This is a genomic window from Kitasatospora sp. NPDC028055 (assembly GCF_040637885.1).
Classification (GTDB): Bacteria; Actinomycetota; Actinomycetes; order Streptomycetales; family Streptomycetaceae; genus Kitasatospora.
On sequence record NZ_JBEZXE010000014.1, the window covers coordinates 82,275 to 99,051 of the forward strand.

Below are 16,777 nucleotides of genomic sequence, written 5' to 3' on the forward strand. Positions count from 1 at the left end.
GTCAAGGACAGGACAGCACATGCACCCACTTCTGGCGCGGCCGGAGTTCCGGCTCTACATCGCGGGACAGACGCTGTCCGTCCTCGGGGACAGCGCGCTCTTCATCGCCCTCGGCATCTGGGCCAAGGTCCTGACGGGGAGCAGCTCGGCGGCCGGTCTGGTGATGTTCTGCTACGCCGTCCCGATGCTGCTGCTGCCGCTCGGCGGCCTGGTCGCCGACCGGGTCCGCCGACGGCCGCTGCTGGTCACGGTCAACCTCGTGCTGGCGGTGGCGGTTTCGCCGCTGCTGCTGGTCGACGGCCGCGGCCACCTGTGGATCATCTACGGCACCGCGGTGCTCTACGGGCTGGCCGGGGCCGTCCTCACCCCGGCCCAGAGCGCGATGCTGCGCACGATCCTGACGGAGCGTCAGGACTTCGGCGCGGCCGTCGGGTTCACCCAGACCATGCGGGCGGGCACCACCCTGGTCGCGCCGCTGGTCGGTTCCGGCCTGTACGGGTGGCTCGGCGGCCGGGCCGTCGCCCTGGTCGACATCGGCATCCTGCTCGCGGCCGCGCTCGCCTTCCTGGCGCTGCGGGTGCCCGAGACCAAGCCGGAGCCGTCCGGGCGGCACTGGCGCACCGAGGTGCTGGCGGGCTTCCAGCACCTGCGCTCCACCGCCTCGCTGCTGCCGCTGCTGATCGCGACCACCGCCACCGCGACCGTGCTCAGCTTCCTCCAGCCGGTGCTGTTCTCGCTCATCCAGCACGGGCTGAACCGCTCGCCGCAGTTCCTGGGCGTGCTGGAGACGGTGGAGGCGGTCGGGGCGCTCGCCGGCTCGGTGCTGGGCGGCGTCCTGATCGGCAAGCTCGGCCCCCGGAGGACGGTGATGCTCGGCTCGGCCACCTTCGGGGTCGGCGCCCTGCTGCTGCTGGCGCCCTCGGTCTGGGTGGTGTCGGCCGGTCTGCTGATCGCCGGGGCCGGCATGCCGGCCGGTGTGGTCGGCCTGGCCACCGCCGCCCAGTCGCTGACCCCGCCGCAGCTGATGGGCCGCACCCAGGCGGCCGTCAACCTCTCCCTCACCGCCCCGCAGGCGATCGCCATCGGCGTCGGCGCCGGCCTGGTGGCCGCGCTGGACTTCCACACGGTGCTGGTCGCCATGGTGATCGGCGCGCTGCTGTCCGGCCTCTACCTGCTGGGCAAGCCCGACGCGGTGATCGAGGAGGACGAGGACGAGGAGGAGTCGGCGGAGCAGGCGGCCGGGGAGCTCACCCCGGCCCCGGCCGAGGACGCCGAACCGGCCGAGGTGCCCGCCGAGGCCACCCCGCGCCTCCAGTCCACCTGACCGGCCCGCACCACCCGGGCCGCTACCACCCGTCCCCGCGCCACCCGTTCCCGCACCACCCGTCCCCGTACCAAAGCACCTCGCCACCGGCCCGCCCCGGCGGCGGCCCTGCCGTACCGCACCGCCGCCGGGGCGGGCCTCCGCGCACTCCTCACGAGAGAGCCCCTCAGATGCCCGACCGTTCCTCTCCCGACACCGCCCTCACCACCGACAGCACTGCCGAGGCACCGATCGAACTCACCCTGGACCACGTCGAGTTCTACGTCACCGACCTCACCGCCGAGGTCGCCCGACTGACCGCGGAGTACGGCTTCGACCTGCTCGTCCCGCCCACCGAGCGCGGCGGGAGCGCCGAGCGCTGCGTCTCCGCCCTGCTCGGCCAGGCCGCGATCCGGCTGCTGCTCACCCAGCCGCTGGCCGCCGGCCACCCGGCCACCGAGTACCTGGCCCGGCACGAGGACGGCGTGGCCGCGCTGGCCCTGCGGGTCCCGGACGCCACCGCCGCCTACCGCGCGCTGACCGGGCGGGGCGCCGACGGGCTGCGCCCGCCGCAGGCCGCGGACGGCTGTGTCACCGCCGTGGTCGGCGCCTTCGGCGACGTGGTGCACACCCTGGTCGAGCGCGGCCCGGACGTCCCCGCCGACCGGATACCCGGCCTGCCCGACGCGGCCCCCGTGACCGGTGCCGCGGAGGTGGGCCTGCGCTCCGTCGACCACTTCGCGGTCTGCGTCCCCTCCGGTGGCCTGCGCGCGACCGTCCGGCACTACCAGGAGGTCTTCGGCTTCCGGATGGTCTTCGAGGAGCGGATCGAGGTCGGCGCCCTCGGCATGGACTCGATGGTCGTGCAGAGCCCCGACCACAGCGTCACCCTCACCCTGATCGAGCCGCTCACCCCGGACGCCGGCGGCCAGATCGCCTCCTTCCTGGCCGACCACGGCGGCGCCGGGGTCCAGCACGTGGCCTTCTCCTCCGCGGACGCCGTCCACTCCGTCTCCACCATGGCCGCCCGCGGCGTGCCCTTCCTGCGCACCCCGGGCACCTACTTCGACGCCCTGCCCGCCCGGCTGACCCCGCTGCGGCACTCCCTCGACGAGCTGCGCGACCTCAACCTGCTGGTCGACCAGGACCACGACGGCCAGCTGTTCCAGATCTTCACCCGCTCCCAGCACCCGCGCGGCACCTTCTTCTTCGAGGTGATCGAGCGCATCCGGGCCCGCAACTTCGGCAGCAACAACATCCGTGCCCTCTACGAGGCCGTCGAACTCCAGCGCAACGCCAGCGAAGTCGCCGGATGAGCGCCCCGGTCCTGACCCCGCCGGGTGCGGGCACCACCGCGGCGCGGCAGCCGCTGTCCGTCGCCGAGTACGAGCAGGCGGCCCGGGCCGCGCTGAGCCCCCAGGTCTGGGACTGGCTGGCCGGCGGCGCGGAGCAGGAGCGCACCCTGGCCGCCAACCGGGCGGCCTTCGAGCGGCAGGCCGTGGTGCCCCGGGTGCTCGCCGACGTCTCCGACTGCGACACCTCCGCGACCCTGGTGACCAGCCGGTCGGCCCTGCCGGTGGCGGTGGCCCCGATCGCCTACCACCGGCTGTTCCACCCCGAGGGCGAACTCGCCTCGGCCCGGGCGGCCGCCGCGGCCGGGGTGCCGTTCACCGTCGGCACGCTCAGCAGCGTCGGCTTCGAGGAGCTGGCCGCGACCGGGGCCACGCTCTGGTTCCAGCTGTACTGGCTGCGCGACCGGGCCCGGCTGCTCGACCTGGTCGCGGCCGCCGAGGCGGCGGGCAGCGAGTGCCTGGTCGTCACCGCCGACGTGCCGTACATGGGCCGCCGGCTGCGCGACGCCCGCAACGCCTTCGCCCTGCCCGGGGACGTCCGCGCGGCGCTGCTGGAGGGCGGCGCCGCCGGGCGGGCGCACCGGGCCACCGCCGAGGTCTCGGCGGTGGCCGCGCACACCGCCGAGCTGCTCTCCCCCGCCGTCACCTGGGCGGACCTCGGCTGGCTGCGCGAGCACACCCGGCTGCCGCTGGTGGTCAAGGGGGTGCTCGACCCGGCGGACGCCCTGCGGGCCGCCGAGCTGGGCGCCGCGGCCGTGGTGGTCTCCAACCACGGCGGCCGCCAGCTCGACCGGGCGGTGCCCTCGTTGACGGCCCTGCCGGCCGTCGCCGAGGCGCTGGCCGGGCGGGACTGCCAGGTGCTGCTGGACAGCGGGGTGCGCGGCGGCGCGGACGTGCTCGCCGCGCTGGCCCTCGGGGCGTCCGGGGTGCTGCTCGGCCGCCCGGCGATCTGGGGCCTGGCGGCCGCCGGTGAACCGGGCTGCGCCCGGGTGCTGGAACTGCTGGCCGCCGAACTGCGGCACGCCCTCGGCCTGGCTGGCTGCGCCGACCTGACCGCCGCCGCCACCCTGCGCACCACCCCCCTGCCCTGCCCCGCCTGGAGCGCCCCGTGACCGTCACCGCCCCACCGCACGAGCTGCGGCTGACCGACCTGCACCCCTCCCTCGCCGACCCGGCGATGACCTCGATGAACCTGCTCAACGAGATCTCGATCCGCTACCCGGAGGCGGTCTCCTTCGCGGCCGGCCGCCCGGCCGAGCAGTTCTTCGACCTGGACGCCGTCCACCGCTACCTGGACCGCTACACCGAGCACCTGCGCACCGAGCGCGGACTGTCCGAGGAGGCGGCCCGCCGCCAGGTACTCCAGTACGGGCGGACCAAGGGGATCATCCACGAGCTGATCGCCGCGCACCTCGCGGTGGACGAGGGCATCGAGGTGCCCGCCGAGTCGATCGTGGTGACGGTCGGCTGCCAGGAGGCGATGTTCCTGGTGCTGCGGGCGCTGCGCCGCGGCCCCGAGGACGTGGTGCTGGCCGTCTCGCCCACCTATGTCGGGCTGACCGGCGCCGCCCTGCTGGCGGACCTGCCGGTGCGGCCGGTGGCCGACGGCCCGGACGGGCTCGACCTGGCCGACCTGCGCCGGCAGCTGGCCGCCGCCCGGGCCGAGGGGCTGCGGCCCCGGGCGCTCTACCTGGTGCCGGACGTGGCCAACCCGAGCGGCGCCAGCCTGCCGCTGGAACTGCGCCGGGAGCTGCTGGAGCTGGCCGCCGAGGAGGACTTCCTGGTCCTGGAGGACAACCCGTACTGCGTGTTCGCGGGCGAGGAGCGGCTGCCCTCGCTCAAGGCGCTGGACACCGCACGGCGGGTGGTCCACCTCGGCTCCTTCGCCAAGACGGCCCTCCCGGGCGCCCGGGTCGGCTACGTGGTGGCGGACCAGCTGGTGGCGGACGGCGCGGGCGGCACCGGCCTGCTGGCCGACCTGCTCGGCATGATCAAGAGCATGACCACGGTGAACACCTCGCCGATCGCCCAGGCCGTGATCGGCGGCGCACTGCTCGTACACGGCCACAGCCTGCGGGCCGCCAACACCGAGGTCGCCGCGCTCTACCGGCGCAACCTCGCCCTGGTGCTGGCGGGCCTGGCCCGGCGCTTCCCGCCGGGCAGCGGGGTGACCTGGAACGAGCCGCGCGGCGGCTTCTTCCTGGTGCTCACGGTGCCGTGCGTGGTGGACGACGCCCTGCTGGAGCTCTCCGCCTCGCGGTACGGGGTGATCTGGACGCCGATGTCCCACTTCTACCCCGGCGAGGGCGGGGAGCGTCAACTGCGGCTCTCCGTCAGCCAGGTGGACCCGGCGACCGTCGACCGGGGCCTGGACGGCCTGGCCGCCCTGCTCGCCGACAGCTGCTGACCCGGTGGCGGGGGCGCCGGTCCGGGACCGGCACCCCCGCTTCCCCGCTTCCCTGCTACGGGATCGCCACCGCCGTCCCGGAGACCCGCACCCGGGTGTCCTCCGCCCGCAGTTCGACCCGCAGCACGCCCGGGCGCCCGAGGTCCTCGCCCTGGTGCAGCGTCAGCACCGCCGGGGCGGTCACCGCGCCCAGCTCGCGCAGGTACGCGCCGAAGGCCGCCGCGGCCGCGCCGGTGGCCGGGTCCTCGACCACGCCGCCGACCGGGAACGGGTCGCGGACGTGGAACACCTCGGGGGCCTCGCGCCAGACCAGCTGCAGGGTGACCAGGTCACGGGCGTTCATGAACGCGGCCAGCCCGTCGAAGTCGTAGTCCAGCCGGGCCAGTCGGGAGCGGGTGCCGGCGGCCAGCACCAGGTGCCGGGCGCCCGCGTAGCCGATCCGCGGCGGCAGCGCCGGGTCCAGGTCGGCGGCCGACCAGCCGAGCAGCGCGAGCGCCTCCTCGACGTCCGCCGCCGACACCTCCTCGACCTTCGGCTCGACGCTGGTGAGCGTCGCCCGCAGGCCGTCGTCGCCGGGCTCGACCTCGACCGGGACGTCCCCGGCCGCGGTGCTGAACACGTACCGCCCCGGGCCGGACCGCCCGGCGACCGCGACGGCGGCGGCCACCGTCGCGTGCCCGCAGAACGGCACCTCCAGCAGCGGGCTGAAGTACCGCACGTGGTAGGCGCCTTGCTCGCCGCCCGGGGTCAGGAAGGCGGTCTCGGAGTACCCGACCTCGGCGGCGACGGCGAGCATCCGCTCGGCGGTCAGTCCGGTGGCGTCGAGCACCACGCCGGCGGGGTTGCCGCCCTCGGGGCGGTTCGAGAAGGCGGCGTAGCGGAGGATCTCAGGGGCGTCGTCGGTCATGACCGGACGAACGTGCTCCGGCTGCCCACTGTTCCCGTCGTTCCCGTCGTTCCCGTCGTTCCCCCGTTCTCGCCGTTCTTGTCCGTCCCGCCATTCGTGCGGCACGGCGTTCACTCGGCGAGCGGCGAGGGCGCGAAGAGCAGGCGCTCCTCGGGCAGGCCGGTGATGTCGATGGTCACGCTCACGGCTGTGATCCTGCCATCCCCTCCGACCTGCTCCGCCGTCGTTTGACGCCATCCGTCAATCCACGCGACACGCGGCGCCACCTGGGCGGACCGTACCGGCCATGAGCCTGATCCAGGAGAAGTCCGTCCATGTCGACGCCGCCGTCCGCACCCCCGAACCGCCCGCCCCGCCGACCGTCCCGCCGACCGGCACCGGCCGCGGCAACCCGTCCGCACTGCTGGGCCTGCTGACCGCCGCCGGCGGTCCCCGGTACGCGGCGGCCCTCGCCGTCGACGCGGTGGGCGGCGGCATGCTGTACCCGTTCCTGCTGCTGTACGGCGTCGGGGTGCTGCACCTGCACGCCGGGGCGGTCGGTCTGGCCCTGTCGGCCGGGATGGTCGCCGGGCTGGTGATGGTGCCGCTGACCGGCCGTTGGATCGACACCGGCGCCCGCACCCTGCCCGCGGCCGTCACCCTGGTGGTGCGGGCGGCGGGCGCGCTGGTCCTGCTCACCGCGGACGGGCTGCCGTTGTTCACCGCGGCGGCGGTGCTGTTCGGCATCGGCGGCCAGTCCTGGCCGGCCACCCACACCGCCGTGGTGAGCACCCTGACCGAGGGCCGGCTGCGGGACGCGGCGCTGGCCGCCGGGCGCTCGGTGCGCAACGCGGGCCTGGGCGCGGGCGCCCTGCTGGCGACGGTCGCGGTGGCCGGCGGGACGGACGTCATCCGGGTGCTGGCCGGGCTGACCGCCGTGGCCTGCCTGCTGGCCGCCGCGCTGGTGGCCTCGCTGCGGGTCCGGGCGCCGCAGACGGTGGTGGAGCGGGCCGAGGAGGCCGGAGACGGCGGCGAACCGCTGCGCCGGATCACCCTGTTGAGCCTGGCCAACCTGCCGTACGCGTTCTGCTTCGACGTGCTGGAGGTGGCGCTGCCCGCGCTGCTGGTGCTCCAGCTGCACGCCTCCGCGGCCTGGTCCTCGGGCCTGTTCGTGGGCAACACCGTGCTGGTGATCGCACTGCAGCTGGCGCTGGTGCTGCGGTTGGCGAAGCGCTCCCGGCAGTCGGTGCTGGCTGCCGCGGGGGCGGCGCTGAGCCTGTCGTACCTGGGTTTCTGGGCGGCCGGGTCGCTGGGCGGGGTCCCGGGCACGGTGGGCATCGTGCTGGTGTCCGTGCCGTACACGCTCGGCGAGATCCTCTACTCCGGCTCCGGCACGGCCCTGGTGACGGCCATCGCGCCGCCGCACCTGCTGGGGCGGGCGGTGGCCCGCTGGGAGCTGTCGATGGGGGTCGGCCGGGCGGCGGCTCCGGCCGTGCTGACGGCGCTGCTGGCCGCGGGGCCGGGTCTGCTGTGGGGCGGGCTCGCGGTGACCACGGCGGTCGGGGCACTGGCGGTGCTGCGGCTGGCGCGGACGGAGGAGCAGGACCTCCCGATGGGATGACCTGCAGGCCCTGACCTCCGGGCACGCCGGTGGCCGGAGGCGCCGCCGTCGGCTCCTCCGGCCACTTCGTCAGGTCAGGCGCTCAGGCGCTCAGGCGCGGGACGGTCCGTCAGGCGCGCCCTCCGTGCAGGCCGGGCACCGGGGTGCGGTCGGTGTTCGGACCCCACGGGTGGTCCGGCGGGTCGCACGGCTCCGGCGGGCACGGATCCGGCGGGCACGGCTCCGGCGGACACTTCTTGCTGTCCGCGACCGTGATCTCCACGCACGGGCAGTCCTTGGTCAGTTCGACCGTGGACACCGCGTCCTGCGGCAGCTCGTACCCGGGGGGAGCGACGACCTCCTGCCAGTAGTACGTCCCCAGCGGGAGGTTGTCCGCCGAGCACACGCCGTTGACGTCGGTCGCGCACAGCGGGCCGACCGCCGTGTCCGCGTCGGCCCCGGTGGTCTGCAGACCGGGCACACCGTTGGTCTCCCGCCACAGCTGGAAGACGGCTCCGGCCAACGGCTTGCCCGTCTCGGCGTCCACCTTGGTGACGGTGGTCTTCCCGGTCTGCGTGGCCGTCTTGGCGTCCTTGACGGTGACCGGGATGTTCTGGCCGTTGGTGTCCAGCACCACCGTCGTCACCGGCTGCTGCGGCAGGTCGTACCCGGCCGGGGCCGCCGTCTCCTGCCAGTAGTACGTCCCCAGCGGCAGGCCGTCGGCCGAACAGACGCCCGAGGCCGGGGTGGTGCAGGCCGAGCCGACCGCCGTGTCCGGATTGGCCCCGGTGGTCTGCAGCCCGGGCACACCGTTCGTCTCCCGCCACAGCTGGAAGGTGGCGCCTGCCAGCGGCTGCCCGGTCGCGGAGTCCACCTTCGTCACCGAGGTGGTACCGGTCGGGGCGACGGTCCGGGTGTCCTGGACGGTGACCGGGACGGTCTGCCCGTTGGTGTCCAGCACCACGGTCGTCACGTTCAGGTCCGGCAGCTCGTAGCCGTTCGGCGCGGAGACCTCCTGCCAGTAATAGGTGCCCAGCGGCAGGCCCTGCGCCGTGCAGAGACCGTCCGCCCCCGTGGTGCAGGGCGAGCCGACCGCCGTGTCCGGGTTGGCACCCGTGGTCTGCAGGCCGGACACACCGTTGGTCTCCCGCCACAGCTGGAAGACCGCACCCGCCAAGGGCTGCCCGGTGGCGGAGTCGACCTTGGTGACGGTCGTGGCGGCGGTCGGGGCCGTCGTCCTGGTGTCGGCCACCGTCACCCCGACGTTCTGCCCGTTGGTGTTGAGCACGACCTCGGTCACATTGAGCTGCGGCAGCTCGTACCCGGGCGGGGCCGCCGTCTCCTGCCAGTAGTAGGTACCCAGCGGCAGGCCGGTCGCCGAGCAGACGCCCGAGGCGGGCGTGGTGCAGGGCGAGCCGACCGCCGTGTCCGGGTTGGCCCCGGTGGTCTGCAGCCCCGCGACCCCGTTGGTCTCCCGCCACAGCTGGAAGGTGGCGCCCGCCAGCGGCTGGGAGGTCGCCGAGTCGACCTTGGTGACACTGGTCGACGCGGTCTCCACCACCGGCGACTTGGTGTCGGCGACGGTGACCGGGACGGTCTGGCCGTTGGTGTCCAGCACCACCGTCGTCACCGGCTGCTGCGGCAGGTCGTACCCGGGCGGGGCCGCCGTCTCCTGCCAGTAGTACGTCCCCAGCGGCAGGTCGCCGACGGTGCAGACACCGTCCGCCCCGGTGGTGCAGGGGGCGCCGACCTTGCTGTCCGGGGTGGTGCCCGAGGTCTGCAACCCGGCGACCCCGTTGGTCTCCCGCCACAGCTGGAAGGTGGCGCCCGCCAGCGGCTGCGAGGTCGCCGAGTCGACCTTGGTCACACTGGTCGACGCGGTCGGGGCTGGCGGGTTGCCGCAGTCGGGCAGGTCGCCGTTGAACGGGTAGGCGTGGAACTCGGTGCCGGTCATGCCCGAACCGGAGTTGTGCAGCAGCGAACCGGTGGTGAAGAAGCGCCCGTTCAGGCCGGGCAGGTTCATCGTGCTGGTGCTGGCCGGGTTGCCGACCAGCACGCTGCCCTGGAACTGCCCGGAGCCCGTGAGGGTGACGGTGCTCGCGGTCGGGAAGTTCCACAGCAGACGGGGGCGCAGCTGGTTCCACGGGTCGTTGTCGTCGAAGCTGCCGCTGTAGGTGTTGACGGTGCGGGCTCCGCCGACCAGGTTGACCAGCACCGTCGCGTTCGCGGGGATCCCGGTGAAGGCGACGCCCTGGGTGGAGCCGCCGTTGCCGACCAGGTCGAAGTCGACGTTGAAGACCTGGAGCGCGGAGCTGCCGTCGCCGGTGAACAGGGTCTGGTAGCCCTGGTTGACGGCCGTCCCGGTGGCCGGGCGGGGTGTGCCGACCCCGGCGTAGCACTCGCTCGCCGACTGCAGTTGGCCGCGCAGCGGCGCGTAGGCGGCGACGGCCTGGGCGTCCTGGACCGTCGTCCCGGTGATGGTGCCGGTGGCGGTGCCCGCGTAGCGGACCACGCCGCCGTCCGCCAGCAGCCGCTGGCCCGGGGCGACGGTGACGTTGCCGCCGGCGGTGAGGAAGTCCGCACCGTCGGGCGGGGGCACCCGCGAGCCGACGCCGGCGATGCCGACGTTGTAGCCGGAGCTGGCGCCGGCGGCCTTGTTCTGGTTGAAGCTGCCGAGGGTCACCACGTGGCCCTCGGCCTCGGCGGCCGAGCCGGCGACGTTGAAGTCACCGCCGACGAAGATGTTGATCCCGGCATCGCGGCCCGCGAAGGGGCCGTTGTTGACCGGGGGGAAGGTCGCCGGGCAGTCCGCGCCCAGGCAGGGCCCGAGCCCGCCCGGAAGGCCGGCCGCCGAGGCCTGGGTGGGTGCGACGAGTGAGATGGCGAAGGGTACGAGCGTCAAGGCCAGGGCGGAACTCATCGCCTTGCCTAGTCGGCGTCTCCAGCCGACGGGTGGTACCGCCGGTCTCTGACTGGGCTTCACCTCGGTCCTCTCATGACGTGAACACGATGGGGCCCTGGAAGTCTGCTGGGGCGGGGCCCGGGCGACGGACGACGCGCACGGGGTGTCGCCCGAGCACGGGGCGGAGAGCACCCGATCGGCAGCACCCGTCGACGCTCCGGATGCGCGCCGGTTCCCCGGCAGGGATCCTGGCGACGAGGCGTGCCCGGCCCGAGGAAGGATCCGTACGCATGAGCGCTCTCGACTTCGAGATCATCGACGCCCCCGACAGCTCGCTCAACAAGACCGCCGTCCTGGTCACCGGGCCGAACGACGCCCTGCTGGTGGACGCCGGGTTCACCCGCTCCGACGGGCGCCGGCTGGTCGAGCGGGTGCGCGCCAGCGGCAAGCGGCTGACCACCGTCTTCGTCAGCCACGGCGACCCGGACTTCTACTTCGGCGCCCAGGAGATCCAGGACGCCTTCCCCCGCGCACGCTTCCTGGCCACCGCCTCGACCGTCCAGCACATCCAGGACACCAACGAGGACAAGCTGCGCGCCTGGTCGCACCTGGGCCCCGAGCTGCCGACCCGGCTGGTCCGGCCGGAGGTGCTGACCGGGGACGAGATCGTCTTCGAGGGCCACCGGTTCGAACTGCGCGGCGCCGACTTCCACCTCCCCGACCGGCACTACCTGTGGCAGCACCACCACCGCGCGGTGCTCGGCGGGGTGCTGCTCTTCGAGGGCCTGCACGTGTGGACGGCCGACACCCCGACCGCCGCCCAACGGGCCGCCTGGATCGACCTGTTGGACGGCATGGAGGCGCTCCGCCCGACCTGGCTGGCGGCCGGCCACCGGGTCGCCGACGCGCCCACCGACCTCAACGCCCTCGACCACACCCGCGCCTACCTGCGGGCCTTCGAGACCGAGCTGGGCCGGGCCGCGGACGCCGCCGCCGCGAAGGAGGCGCTGGAGCGGCGCTTCCCGGACCTCGGGCTGCGGATCGCCGTCGACATCGGCACCAAGGTCGCCATGGGCGAGATGGCGTGGGGGTGAGCGCGCGGTGATCGAGATCCCCAGGGACGTGGCCGGCTTCGCCGAGTCCGCCTCCCCCGCGGACGTGGTGCGCCGCCAGTACCTGGCCTCCGCCAGGGGCGACCTGGCCGCGCTGCGCAGCACCCTCGCCGACGACGTCGAGTGGACCGAGATGGCCGGCTTCCCGCTGGCCGGCACCTACCGCACGCCGAAGGGCGTCACCGCCAACGTGATGGAGCGGCTGGCCGCCGAGTGGGACAACTGGACGGCGCACGACGACCTGTACGTGGTGGACGGCGAGAACGTGGTGGTGCTGGCCCGCTACACGGCCGTCCACAAGGCCACCGGACGACCGCTCGCGGTCCGGGTCGCCCACCACTTCGTCGTGCGCGGCGGCCGGATCGTCCGCTTCGAGCAGTTCACCGATACCGCGCTGGTCAGGGAGGCGGCCACGCCGTGAGGCCCCCGTTCACCCGTACGGGCGAGCGCGGCGCGGCGCGCCCGGCGCGGTCTCGACACACCACCCGTTCGGCGGCAGGCTGACCCCGGATCGTCGACGGAGAGCAAGGAGTCGGGCAATGGCGGGCAGCGAACGGCCGATCGTGATCGTCGGAGCCTCCCTGGGCGGCGCCAAGGCGGCCGAGGCCCTGCGCGGGGCCGGGTACCGGGGCGGCATCGTGCTGATCGGCGAGGAGCACGAGCGCCCGTACGAGCGCCCGCCGCTGTCCAAGGGCTACCTGCTCGGCAAGGAGGCCCGGGAGAAGATCCACGTCCACCCGCCGCAGTGGTACGCCGAGCACGACGTCACACTGCGGCTCGGCACCCCGGTCGTCGCGATCGACCCGGCCGCCCGCACCGTGACCCTCGCCGACGACGGCGAAATCGGCTACCACAAGCTGCTGTTGACCACCGGCTCGGTGCCGCGCCGGCTGCCGGTGCCCGGCGCGGACCAGGACGGCGTGCTCTACCTGCGCCGGGTCGAGGACAGCGACCGGATCAAGGCCGTACTGCGGCCGGGCGCCCGGATCGCGGTGGTCGGCGCCGGCTGGATCGGCCTGGAGGTGGCGGCCGCGGCCCGCGCGGCGGGCGCCGAGGTCACCGTCCTGGAGTCGCTGGAGCTGCCGCTGCTGCGGGTGCTCGGACGCGAGGTCGCCCAGGTCTTCGCGGACCTCCACCGCGACCACGGCGTGGACCTGCGCTTCGGTGTGCAGGTCGCCGAACTGACCGGCGCCGACGGCACGGTGAACGGCGTGCGGCTCGGCGACGGCACCGAGCTGGCGGCCGACGCCGTGGTGGTCGGCATCGGCATCTCCCCCGCCACCGCGCTGGCCGAGGCCGCCGGGCTGGAGGTGGACAACGGCATCAAGACCGACCAGCACCTGCGCACCTCGGACCCGGACGTCTACGCGGCCGGCGACGTCGCCAACGCCTACCACCCGCTGTTCGACCGGCACCTGCGGGTCGAGCACTGGGCCAACGCCCTCAACCAGCCGCAGACCGCCGCCCGGGCCCTGCTGGGGCAGCCGGACGCCGTCTACGACCGGGTCCCGTACTTCTTCTCGGACCAGTACGACGTGGGCCTGGAGTACGTCGGCTACGTCGAACCCGACGGCTACGACCGGGTGGTGTTCCGGGGCGACCCGGCCACCCGGGAGTTCATCGCCTTCTGGCTGTCCGGGGGCCGGGTGCTCGCCGGCATGAACGTCAACGTGTGGGACGTCACCGACCCGATCCGCGAACTGGTGCGCTCGGGGCGGACGGTGGACGTGGACCGGCTCGCGGACCCGAACGTCCCGCTCACAGAAATCTAGGCCGCGGGGCGGCGGGGTGTCGGTTTGCCGTCGGCGGCCACGGCCGTCGAACGCTGGAGGGAGTGCAGGATGGCCAGGCCCTGGCTGACGATGCCGGCCGCCACCTGGTTGACGCCGTCGCTGCCGTTGAGGACGGTGAGTTCGGCGCCGGACATGCCCCGGGCGGCCGCGTCCGCGAGGAGCGGGAGGTTCTCCACGATCCGGTTGGCGGCGATGAGCTCCTGGTTTCCGCCGCGCAGGGATTCGGCCCGGGCGGTGTTGGCGTCCGCCTGCGCCTGGGCGAGGGCCCGCTCGCTGTAGGCGCTGCCGTCCGCCTCGAACTTCACCCGGTCACGGGCGGCTTCGGCCAGCGTCCGCTGCCGGTACGCCTCCGCGTCCGCCGGGCGCCGTACCTCGGCCTCCAACTGCTGCGCCGCCAGCGCGGCCCGGCGCTGGGCGAGGGCGGTCTGCTCCTCGATGACGTCCTGGGAGGCCCGGGCCTCGGCGAGCGGGCCGGCCTGGGCGGCGCGCGCCCTGGACTGCTCCGTCTCGGCAAGGAAGCCGGCCCGCTTGATCGCGGTGTCGCGCTCGTACTCGGCCTTCAGGGCGGCCGCCTGCTGCTCCCGTTCGGTGGCCTCCTGGTCGGCCTTGGCCTGGGCGATCCGGGCCTGGCTGGCGACCGCCGCCACGTGCGGCGCGGCCAGGTTGTCGATGTAACCGGTCGAGTCCTCGATCTCCTGGATCTGCAGCGCGTCGACCACGATGCCCAGCTTCTCCATCTCGCCGTGGCTGCCCGCCATCACCTCCTGGGCGACCCTGCTGCGTTCCCGGATGATCTGCTCCACGGTCAGCCCGCCGATGATCGACCGCAGGTGGCCGGCGAAGATCCGGCCGACGAGTTCCTCCATCTGCTCCTGTTCCGAGAGGAAGCGACGGGCGGCGTTGGCGATCGACACGGCGTCGTCGCCGACCTTGAACACGCAGACCGCGCGCACGGTGAGCCGGATCCCCTGCTGAGTGACGCAGTCCTCGGCGATCTCCGCCTCCCGAAGGGCCAGGGAGAGCATCCGGACCTTCTGCTTGACCGGCAGGACCAGGCTGCCGTGGCCGGTGACGATGCGGAACTGGGTGTCCTGCGCCTGGTGCTTGGAACCGGATATCAGCATCGCCTCGTTGGGCGCGGGAACGTGCCAGAAGAACATGATCGACCACCTGACCTGTTGGGCCACCTGACCTGTTGGGGCTGTGACGCGCGGCTACGACGGCAGTAGCTCGACGATGACCGAGCGGGCCGAGAGCGCGTCCACCACGACCACCCGGACGTCCCGGCCGACCGGCTCCGAGCACCAGGCCGCGAACACCTCCGAACCGCCCCTCAGGGCCACCAGCACCTCGCCCGGACCGTCCAGCGGAATGGGCACCGTCACCTTGCCGACGGCCCCGATCGGGCTCTGCCACGAGTCATCGGCCGGGGACATCCGCTCACGCGCCACCGGCGCCTCCGCTCACCAGGTCCGCCGCACCCGAGACGCTTTCCACGGTACTCCGACCGCGGGCCGGCGCCCGCAGTGGACCGAACCGCTGCTGAGCGTCAGGACCGCCCGCCCTCGGCGATACTGGGAGTTCGGGGAGTCTCGGGGCTGGTAATCGGGCTGGGAGGCACGCGGTGGGTGGGACGGCCGGGTTCGCCGTGGTGGTGTTCGGGGCGTTGGGCGGTGTGGTCGCCTACCTCGCCGGAGTGGTCGGGCTGCGCGAACTGCGCCGGCTGCGCCGGGTCGGGGTGCCGGTCCCGGCGCTGGTGCGGTCCCGCGTCGCGACCCCGGAGGACCGGGCGCTGCCGCCGCGGCCGCTGCTCCAGTTCGAGACCGCGGACGGCCGGGTGGTCGAGGTGTTCTCGCCCGTCCCGTCCACCGCCCGCCACCCCATGCCCGACGGCGGCTACGTCCCGGTGCGCTACGACCCGGCGGACCCCCGGCAGGTGCTGGTGGACGGGCGGGAGCGGGTGCGGCTGGAGTACGGCTTCGTCGCCCTGGGGCTGCTGATGGTGCTGGCCTCGATCACCCTCGGTGCCGCCGTGCTGTGAGCTCCCGCCACCGGCCCGCCGGCCCGTCCGACGTGCACGGGCCCCCGGGCCTCAGGCCGTCGCCGCAGCGGTGGTCGCGGCCGCCGTCGCGGCGATCACGGCGGCCATGGTGACCTGCATGTTCCGGATCGCCTCGCGGACGGAGTCGCCCGCCCAGTCGCCCGCGGCGATCTCGGCGAAGCGCGGCTCGACCTGCTTGCGCGGCAGGTCGGGGAAGGCCAGCCGGTGCAGCCTGGCCGAGTGCAGCAGGGCGATCAGCGCGGCCGTGCGCAGCTCCGGCTCGGCGCCGTCCAGGACGACGGCCGTCAGGCGCTCGCGCAGCGCGCGCTCCACGCTGCCGTCCGCCTCCGGGTAGAGCCGGACCGGGAAGATGCCGAGGACGCGGCGCCGCTCCTCGGTGACCAGGCCGCGGTCGCAGAGCCGCAGTTCGGTGTCCCGGAGCACGGTGGCCCGGTCCTTGGTGAGCCAGTCCGCGGCCTTGGCCCGGCCCGGGCGCCGCCCGCCGATCCACTCGTCGAGGCGTTCCAGCCGGCCGTCCAGCAGCGGGTCACCCGTCGGGGTGCGGTCGACCACGGTGAGCCGGCCGTCGGCCACCTCGACGCGTCCGGCCAGCACCAGTTCGGCCAGCAGGCCACCGGTGGCGGCCCAGGCGGTGCTCGCGCCCTCCTTCGGTGCGCCGGTCCGGTCGTCCAGCGAGAGCAGCACCAGCTCCTCGGCGAGCGTGACGTGCATCGGGGGTCCTTCCTCTCTCATCGCCCGTCGGCCCTCATCGGCGCGGAGCGGCTCTCATGATCGCAGGGCCTCGACCAGGCGCCGGGCCCGGGTGTCCTCCGCCAGCAGCACCCTCAGCAGCGGCTCGGCGCCGCCGTCCGCCGCGCCGCCGGACAGGTAGGCCTCGACCGAGCGCGGGTCGGCGGGCAGCGTCACCTGTCCGGCGTCGAGGGCTGCGTGTGCCCGGGCGTGGTCGAGGCCGAGCCCGGCGAGCAGCTCACCGGCGTTCGCCTCCGGCGCCAACTCCGGCTCCTGCCTCGCCACTTCGTGGAGCGCGAGGAGGGCCAGCAGGACGTGCTCGGTGCCGGGCGTGCGGCGGCCGAGGCGCTCGGCCTGGGCGTCCGCCTCCAGCCGGATCCAGGCCGACCGCCCGGCCGACCCCGGCGACAGCAGCCGCTTCCAGCGCGGGGCGCGGTGGGCGCGGCGGGCGAGCAGCGCCTCCCGGGTCGGGCGCAGCAGGGCGGCGGGGCCGCCGTCCGGCCCGTCGGCACCGCCCGTTCCGTCGGCGCCCGTTCCGCCCTGCGCTTGCCGGTTCGACTCCAGCTCGGTCGTCTCCAGCTCGGTCGTCTCCATCGGGCCCCTCCCACGGATGCGGATTTGCCTGAACGAT

Annotated in this window: 16 protein-coding genes; 9 read left to right on the plus strand and 7 right to left on the minus strand. The window is 74.4% G+C overall.

Going from position 1 to position 16,777, the window contains the following annotated elements:
• The first annotated feature begins 19 nt into the window (after positions 1–19).
• The 4 genes from AB0F71_RS17100 (at position 20) to AB0F71_RS17115 (ending at position 5,062) form a co-directional block, all read left to right on the plus strand.
• Entirely contained in the window at positions 20–1,324 is a 1,305-nt protein-coding gene (locus AB0F71_RS17100; RefSeq protein ID WP_360234245.1) for an MFS transporter, read from the plus strand.
• A 170-nt stretch (positions 1,325–1,494) separates the two neighbouring features.
• On the plus strand, positions 1,495–2,619 hold the full coding sequence (gene hppD, locus AB0F71_RS17105) for a 4-hydroxyphenylpyruvate dioxygenase (protein ID WP_360234248.1): 1,125 nt from the start codon (positions 1,495–1,497) through the stop codon (positions 2,617–2,619).
• Entirely contained in the window at positions 2,616–3,767 is a 1,152-nt protein-coding gene (locus AB0F71_RS17110) for an alpha-hydroxy acid oxidase (RefSeq protein WP_360234251.1), read from the plus strand. The genes hppD and AB0F71_RS17110 overlap by 4 nt, the downstream gene beginning before the upstream one ends.
• Positions 3,764–5,062, plus strand: a complete 1,299-nt coding sequence (locus AB0F71_RS17115; RefSeq protein WP_360234254.1) for a PLP-dependent aminotransferase family protein — start codon at positions 3,764–3,766, stop codon at positions 5,060–5,062. The genes AB0F71_RS17110 and AB0F71_RS17115 overlap by 4 nt, the downstream gene beginning before the upstream one ends.
• Positions 5,063–5,117: 55 nt before the next feature.
• On the opposite strand, the gene AB0F71_RS17120 is transcribed toward AB0F71_RS17115, so the two are convergent.
• Positions 5,118–5,969 carry a PhzF family phenazine biosynthesis isomerase gene (locus AB0F71_RS17120; protein WP_360234257.1) on the minus strand — a complete coding sequence of 284 codons (852 nt, stop codon included), beginning with the start codon at positions 5,967–5,969 and terminating at the stop codon, positions 5,118–5,120.
• A gap of 110 nt (positions 5,970–6,079) precedes the next feature.
• A complete protein-coding gene (locus tag AB0F71_RS17125; protein WP_360234260.1) occupies positions 6,080–6,235 on the minus strand; it encodes a hypothetical protein in 156 nt (51 codons plus the stop codon).
• A 20-nt stretch (positions 6,236–6,255) separates the two neighbouring features.
• Between AB0F71_RS17125 and AB0F71_RS17130 the strand changes: the two genes are divergently transcribed.
• Complete coding sequence (locus AB0F71_RS17130) at positions 6,256–7,569, plus strand: MFS transporter (protein ID WP_360234263.1); 1,314 nt, start codon at positions 6,256–6,258, stop codon at positions 7,567–7,569.
• Between the two features lie 109 nt (positions 7,570–7,678).
• Here AB0F71_RS17130 and AB0F71_RS17135 read toward each other — a convergent pair whose 3' ends face one another.
• On the minus strand, positions 7,679–10,450 hold the full coding sequence (locus tag AB0F71_RS17135; protein WP_360234266.1) for a SpaA isopeptide-forming pilin-related protein: 2,772 nt from the start codon (positions 10,448–10,450) through the stop codon (positions 7,679–7,681).
• Between the two features lie 290 nt (positions 10,451–10,740).
• Between AB0F71_RS17135 and AB0F71_RS17140 the strand changes: the two genes are divergently transcribed.
• The 3 genes from AB0F71_RS17140 (at position 10,741) to AB0F71_RS17150 (ending at position 13,334) form a co-directional block, all read left to right on the plus strand.
• A complete protein-coding gene (locus tag AB0F71_RS17140) occupies positions 10,741–11,544 on the plus strand; it encodes an MBL fold metallo-hydrolase (protein ID WP_360234269.1) in 804 nt (267 codons plus the stop codon).
• Between the two features lie 16 nt (positions 11,545–11,560).
• Positions 11,561–11,983 carry a nuclear transport factor 2 family protein gene (locus AB0F71_RS17145; RefSeq protein ID WP_360234474.1) on the plus strand — a complete coding sequence of 141 codons (423 nt, stop codon included), beginning with the start codon at positions 11,561–11,563 and terminating at the stop codon, positions 11,981–11,983.
• Positions 11,984–12,101: 118 nt separating this feature from the next.
• A complete protein-coding gene (locus AB0F71_RS17150; protein ID WP_360234272.1) occupies positions 12,102–13,334 on the plus strand; it encodes an FAD-dependent oxidoreductase in 1,233 nt (410 codons plus the stop codon).
• Here the strand turns inward: AB0F71_RS17150 and AB0F71_RS17155 are convergent.
• Positions 13,331–14,515, minus strand: a complete 1,185-nt coding sequence (locus AB0F71_RS17155) for an SPFH domain-containing protein (RefSeq protein ID WP_360234275.1) — start codon at positions 14,513–14,515, stop codon at positions 13,331–13,333. The genes AB0F71_RS17150 and AB0F71_RS17155 overlap by 4 nt on opposite strands.
• 54 nt (positions 14,516–14,569) lie before the next feature.
• Positions 14,570–14,806, minus strand: coding sequence for a hypothetical protein (locus tag AB0F71_RS17160; protein ID WP_360234277.1), 237 nt, complete (start codon positions 14,804–14,806; stop codon positions 14,570–14,572).
• A 173-nt stretch (positions 14,807–14,979) separates the two neighbouring features.
• Between AB0F71_RS17160 and AB0F71_RS17165 the strand changes: the two genes are divergently transcribed.
• Positions 14,980–15,396, plus strand: a complete 417-nt coding sequence (locus tag AB0F71_RS17165) for a DUF3592 domain-containing protein (protein ID WP_360234279.1) — start codon at positions 14,980–14,982, stop codon at positions 15,394–15,396.
• A 51-nt stretch (positions 15,397–15,447) separates the two neighbouring features.
• On the opposite strand, the gene AB0F71_RS17170 is transcribed toward AB0F71_RS17165, so the two are convergent.
• A complete protein-coding gene (locus AB0F71_RS17170) occupies positions 15,448–16,128 on the minus strand; it encodes a GPP34 family phosphoprotein (protein WP_360234282.1) in 681 nt (226 codons plus the stop codon).
• A gap of 54 nt (positions 16,129–16,182) precedes the next feature.
• Positions 16,183–16,740, minus strand: a complete 558-nt coding sequence (locus AB0F71_RS17175) for a hypothetical protein (protein WP_360234285.1) — start codon at positions 16,738–16,740, stop codon at positions 16,183–16,185.
• Positions 16,741–16,777 lie beyond the last annotated feature (37 nt).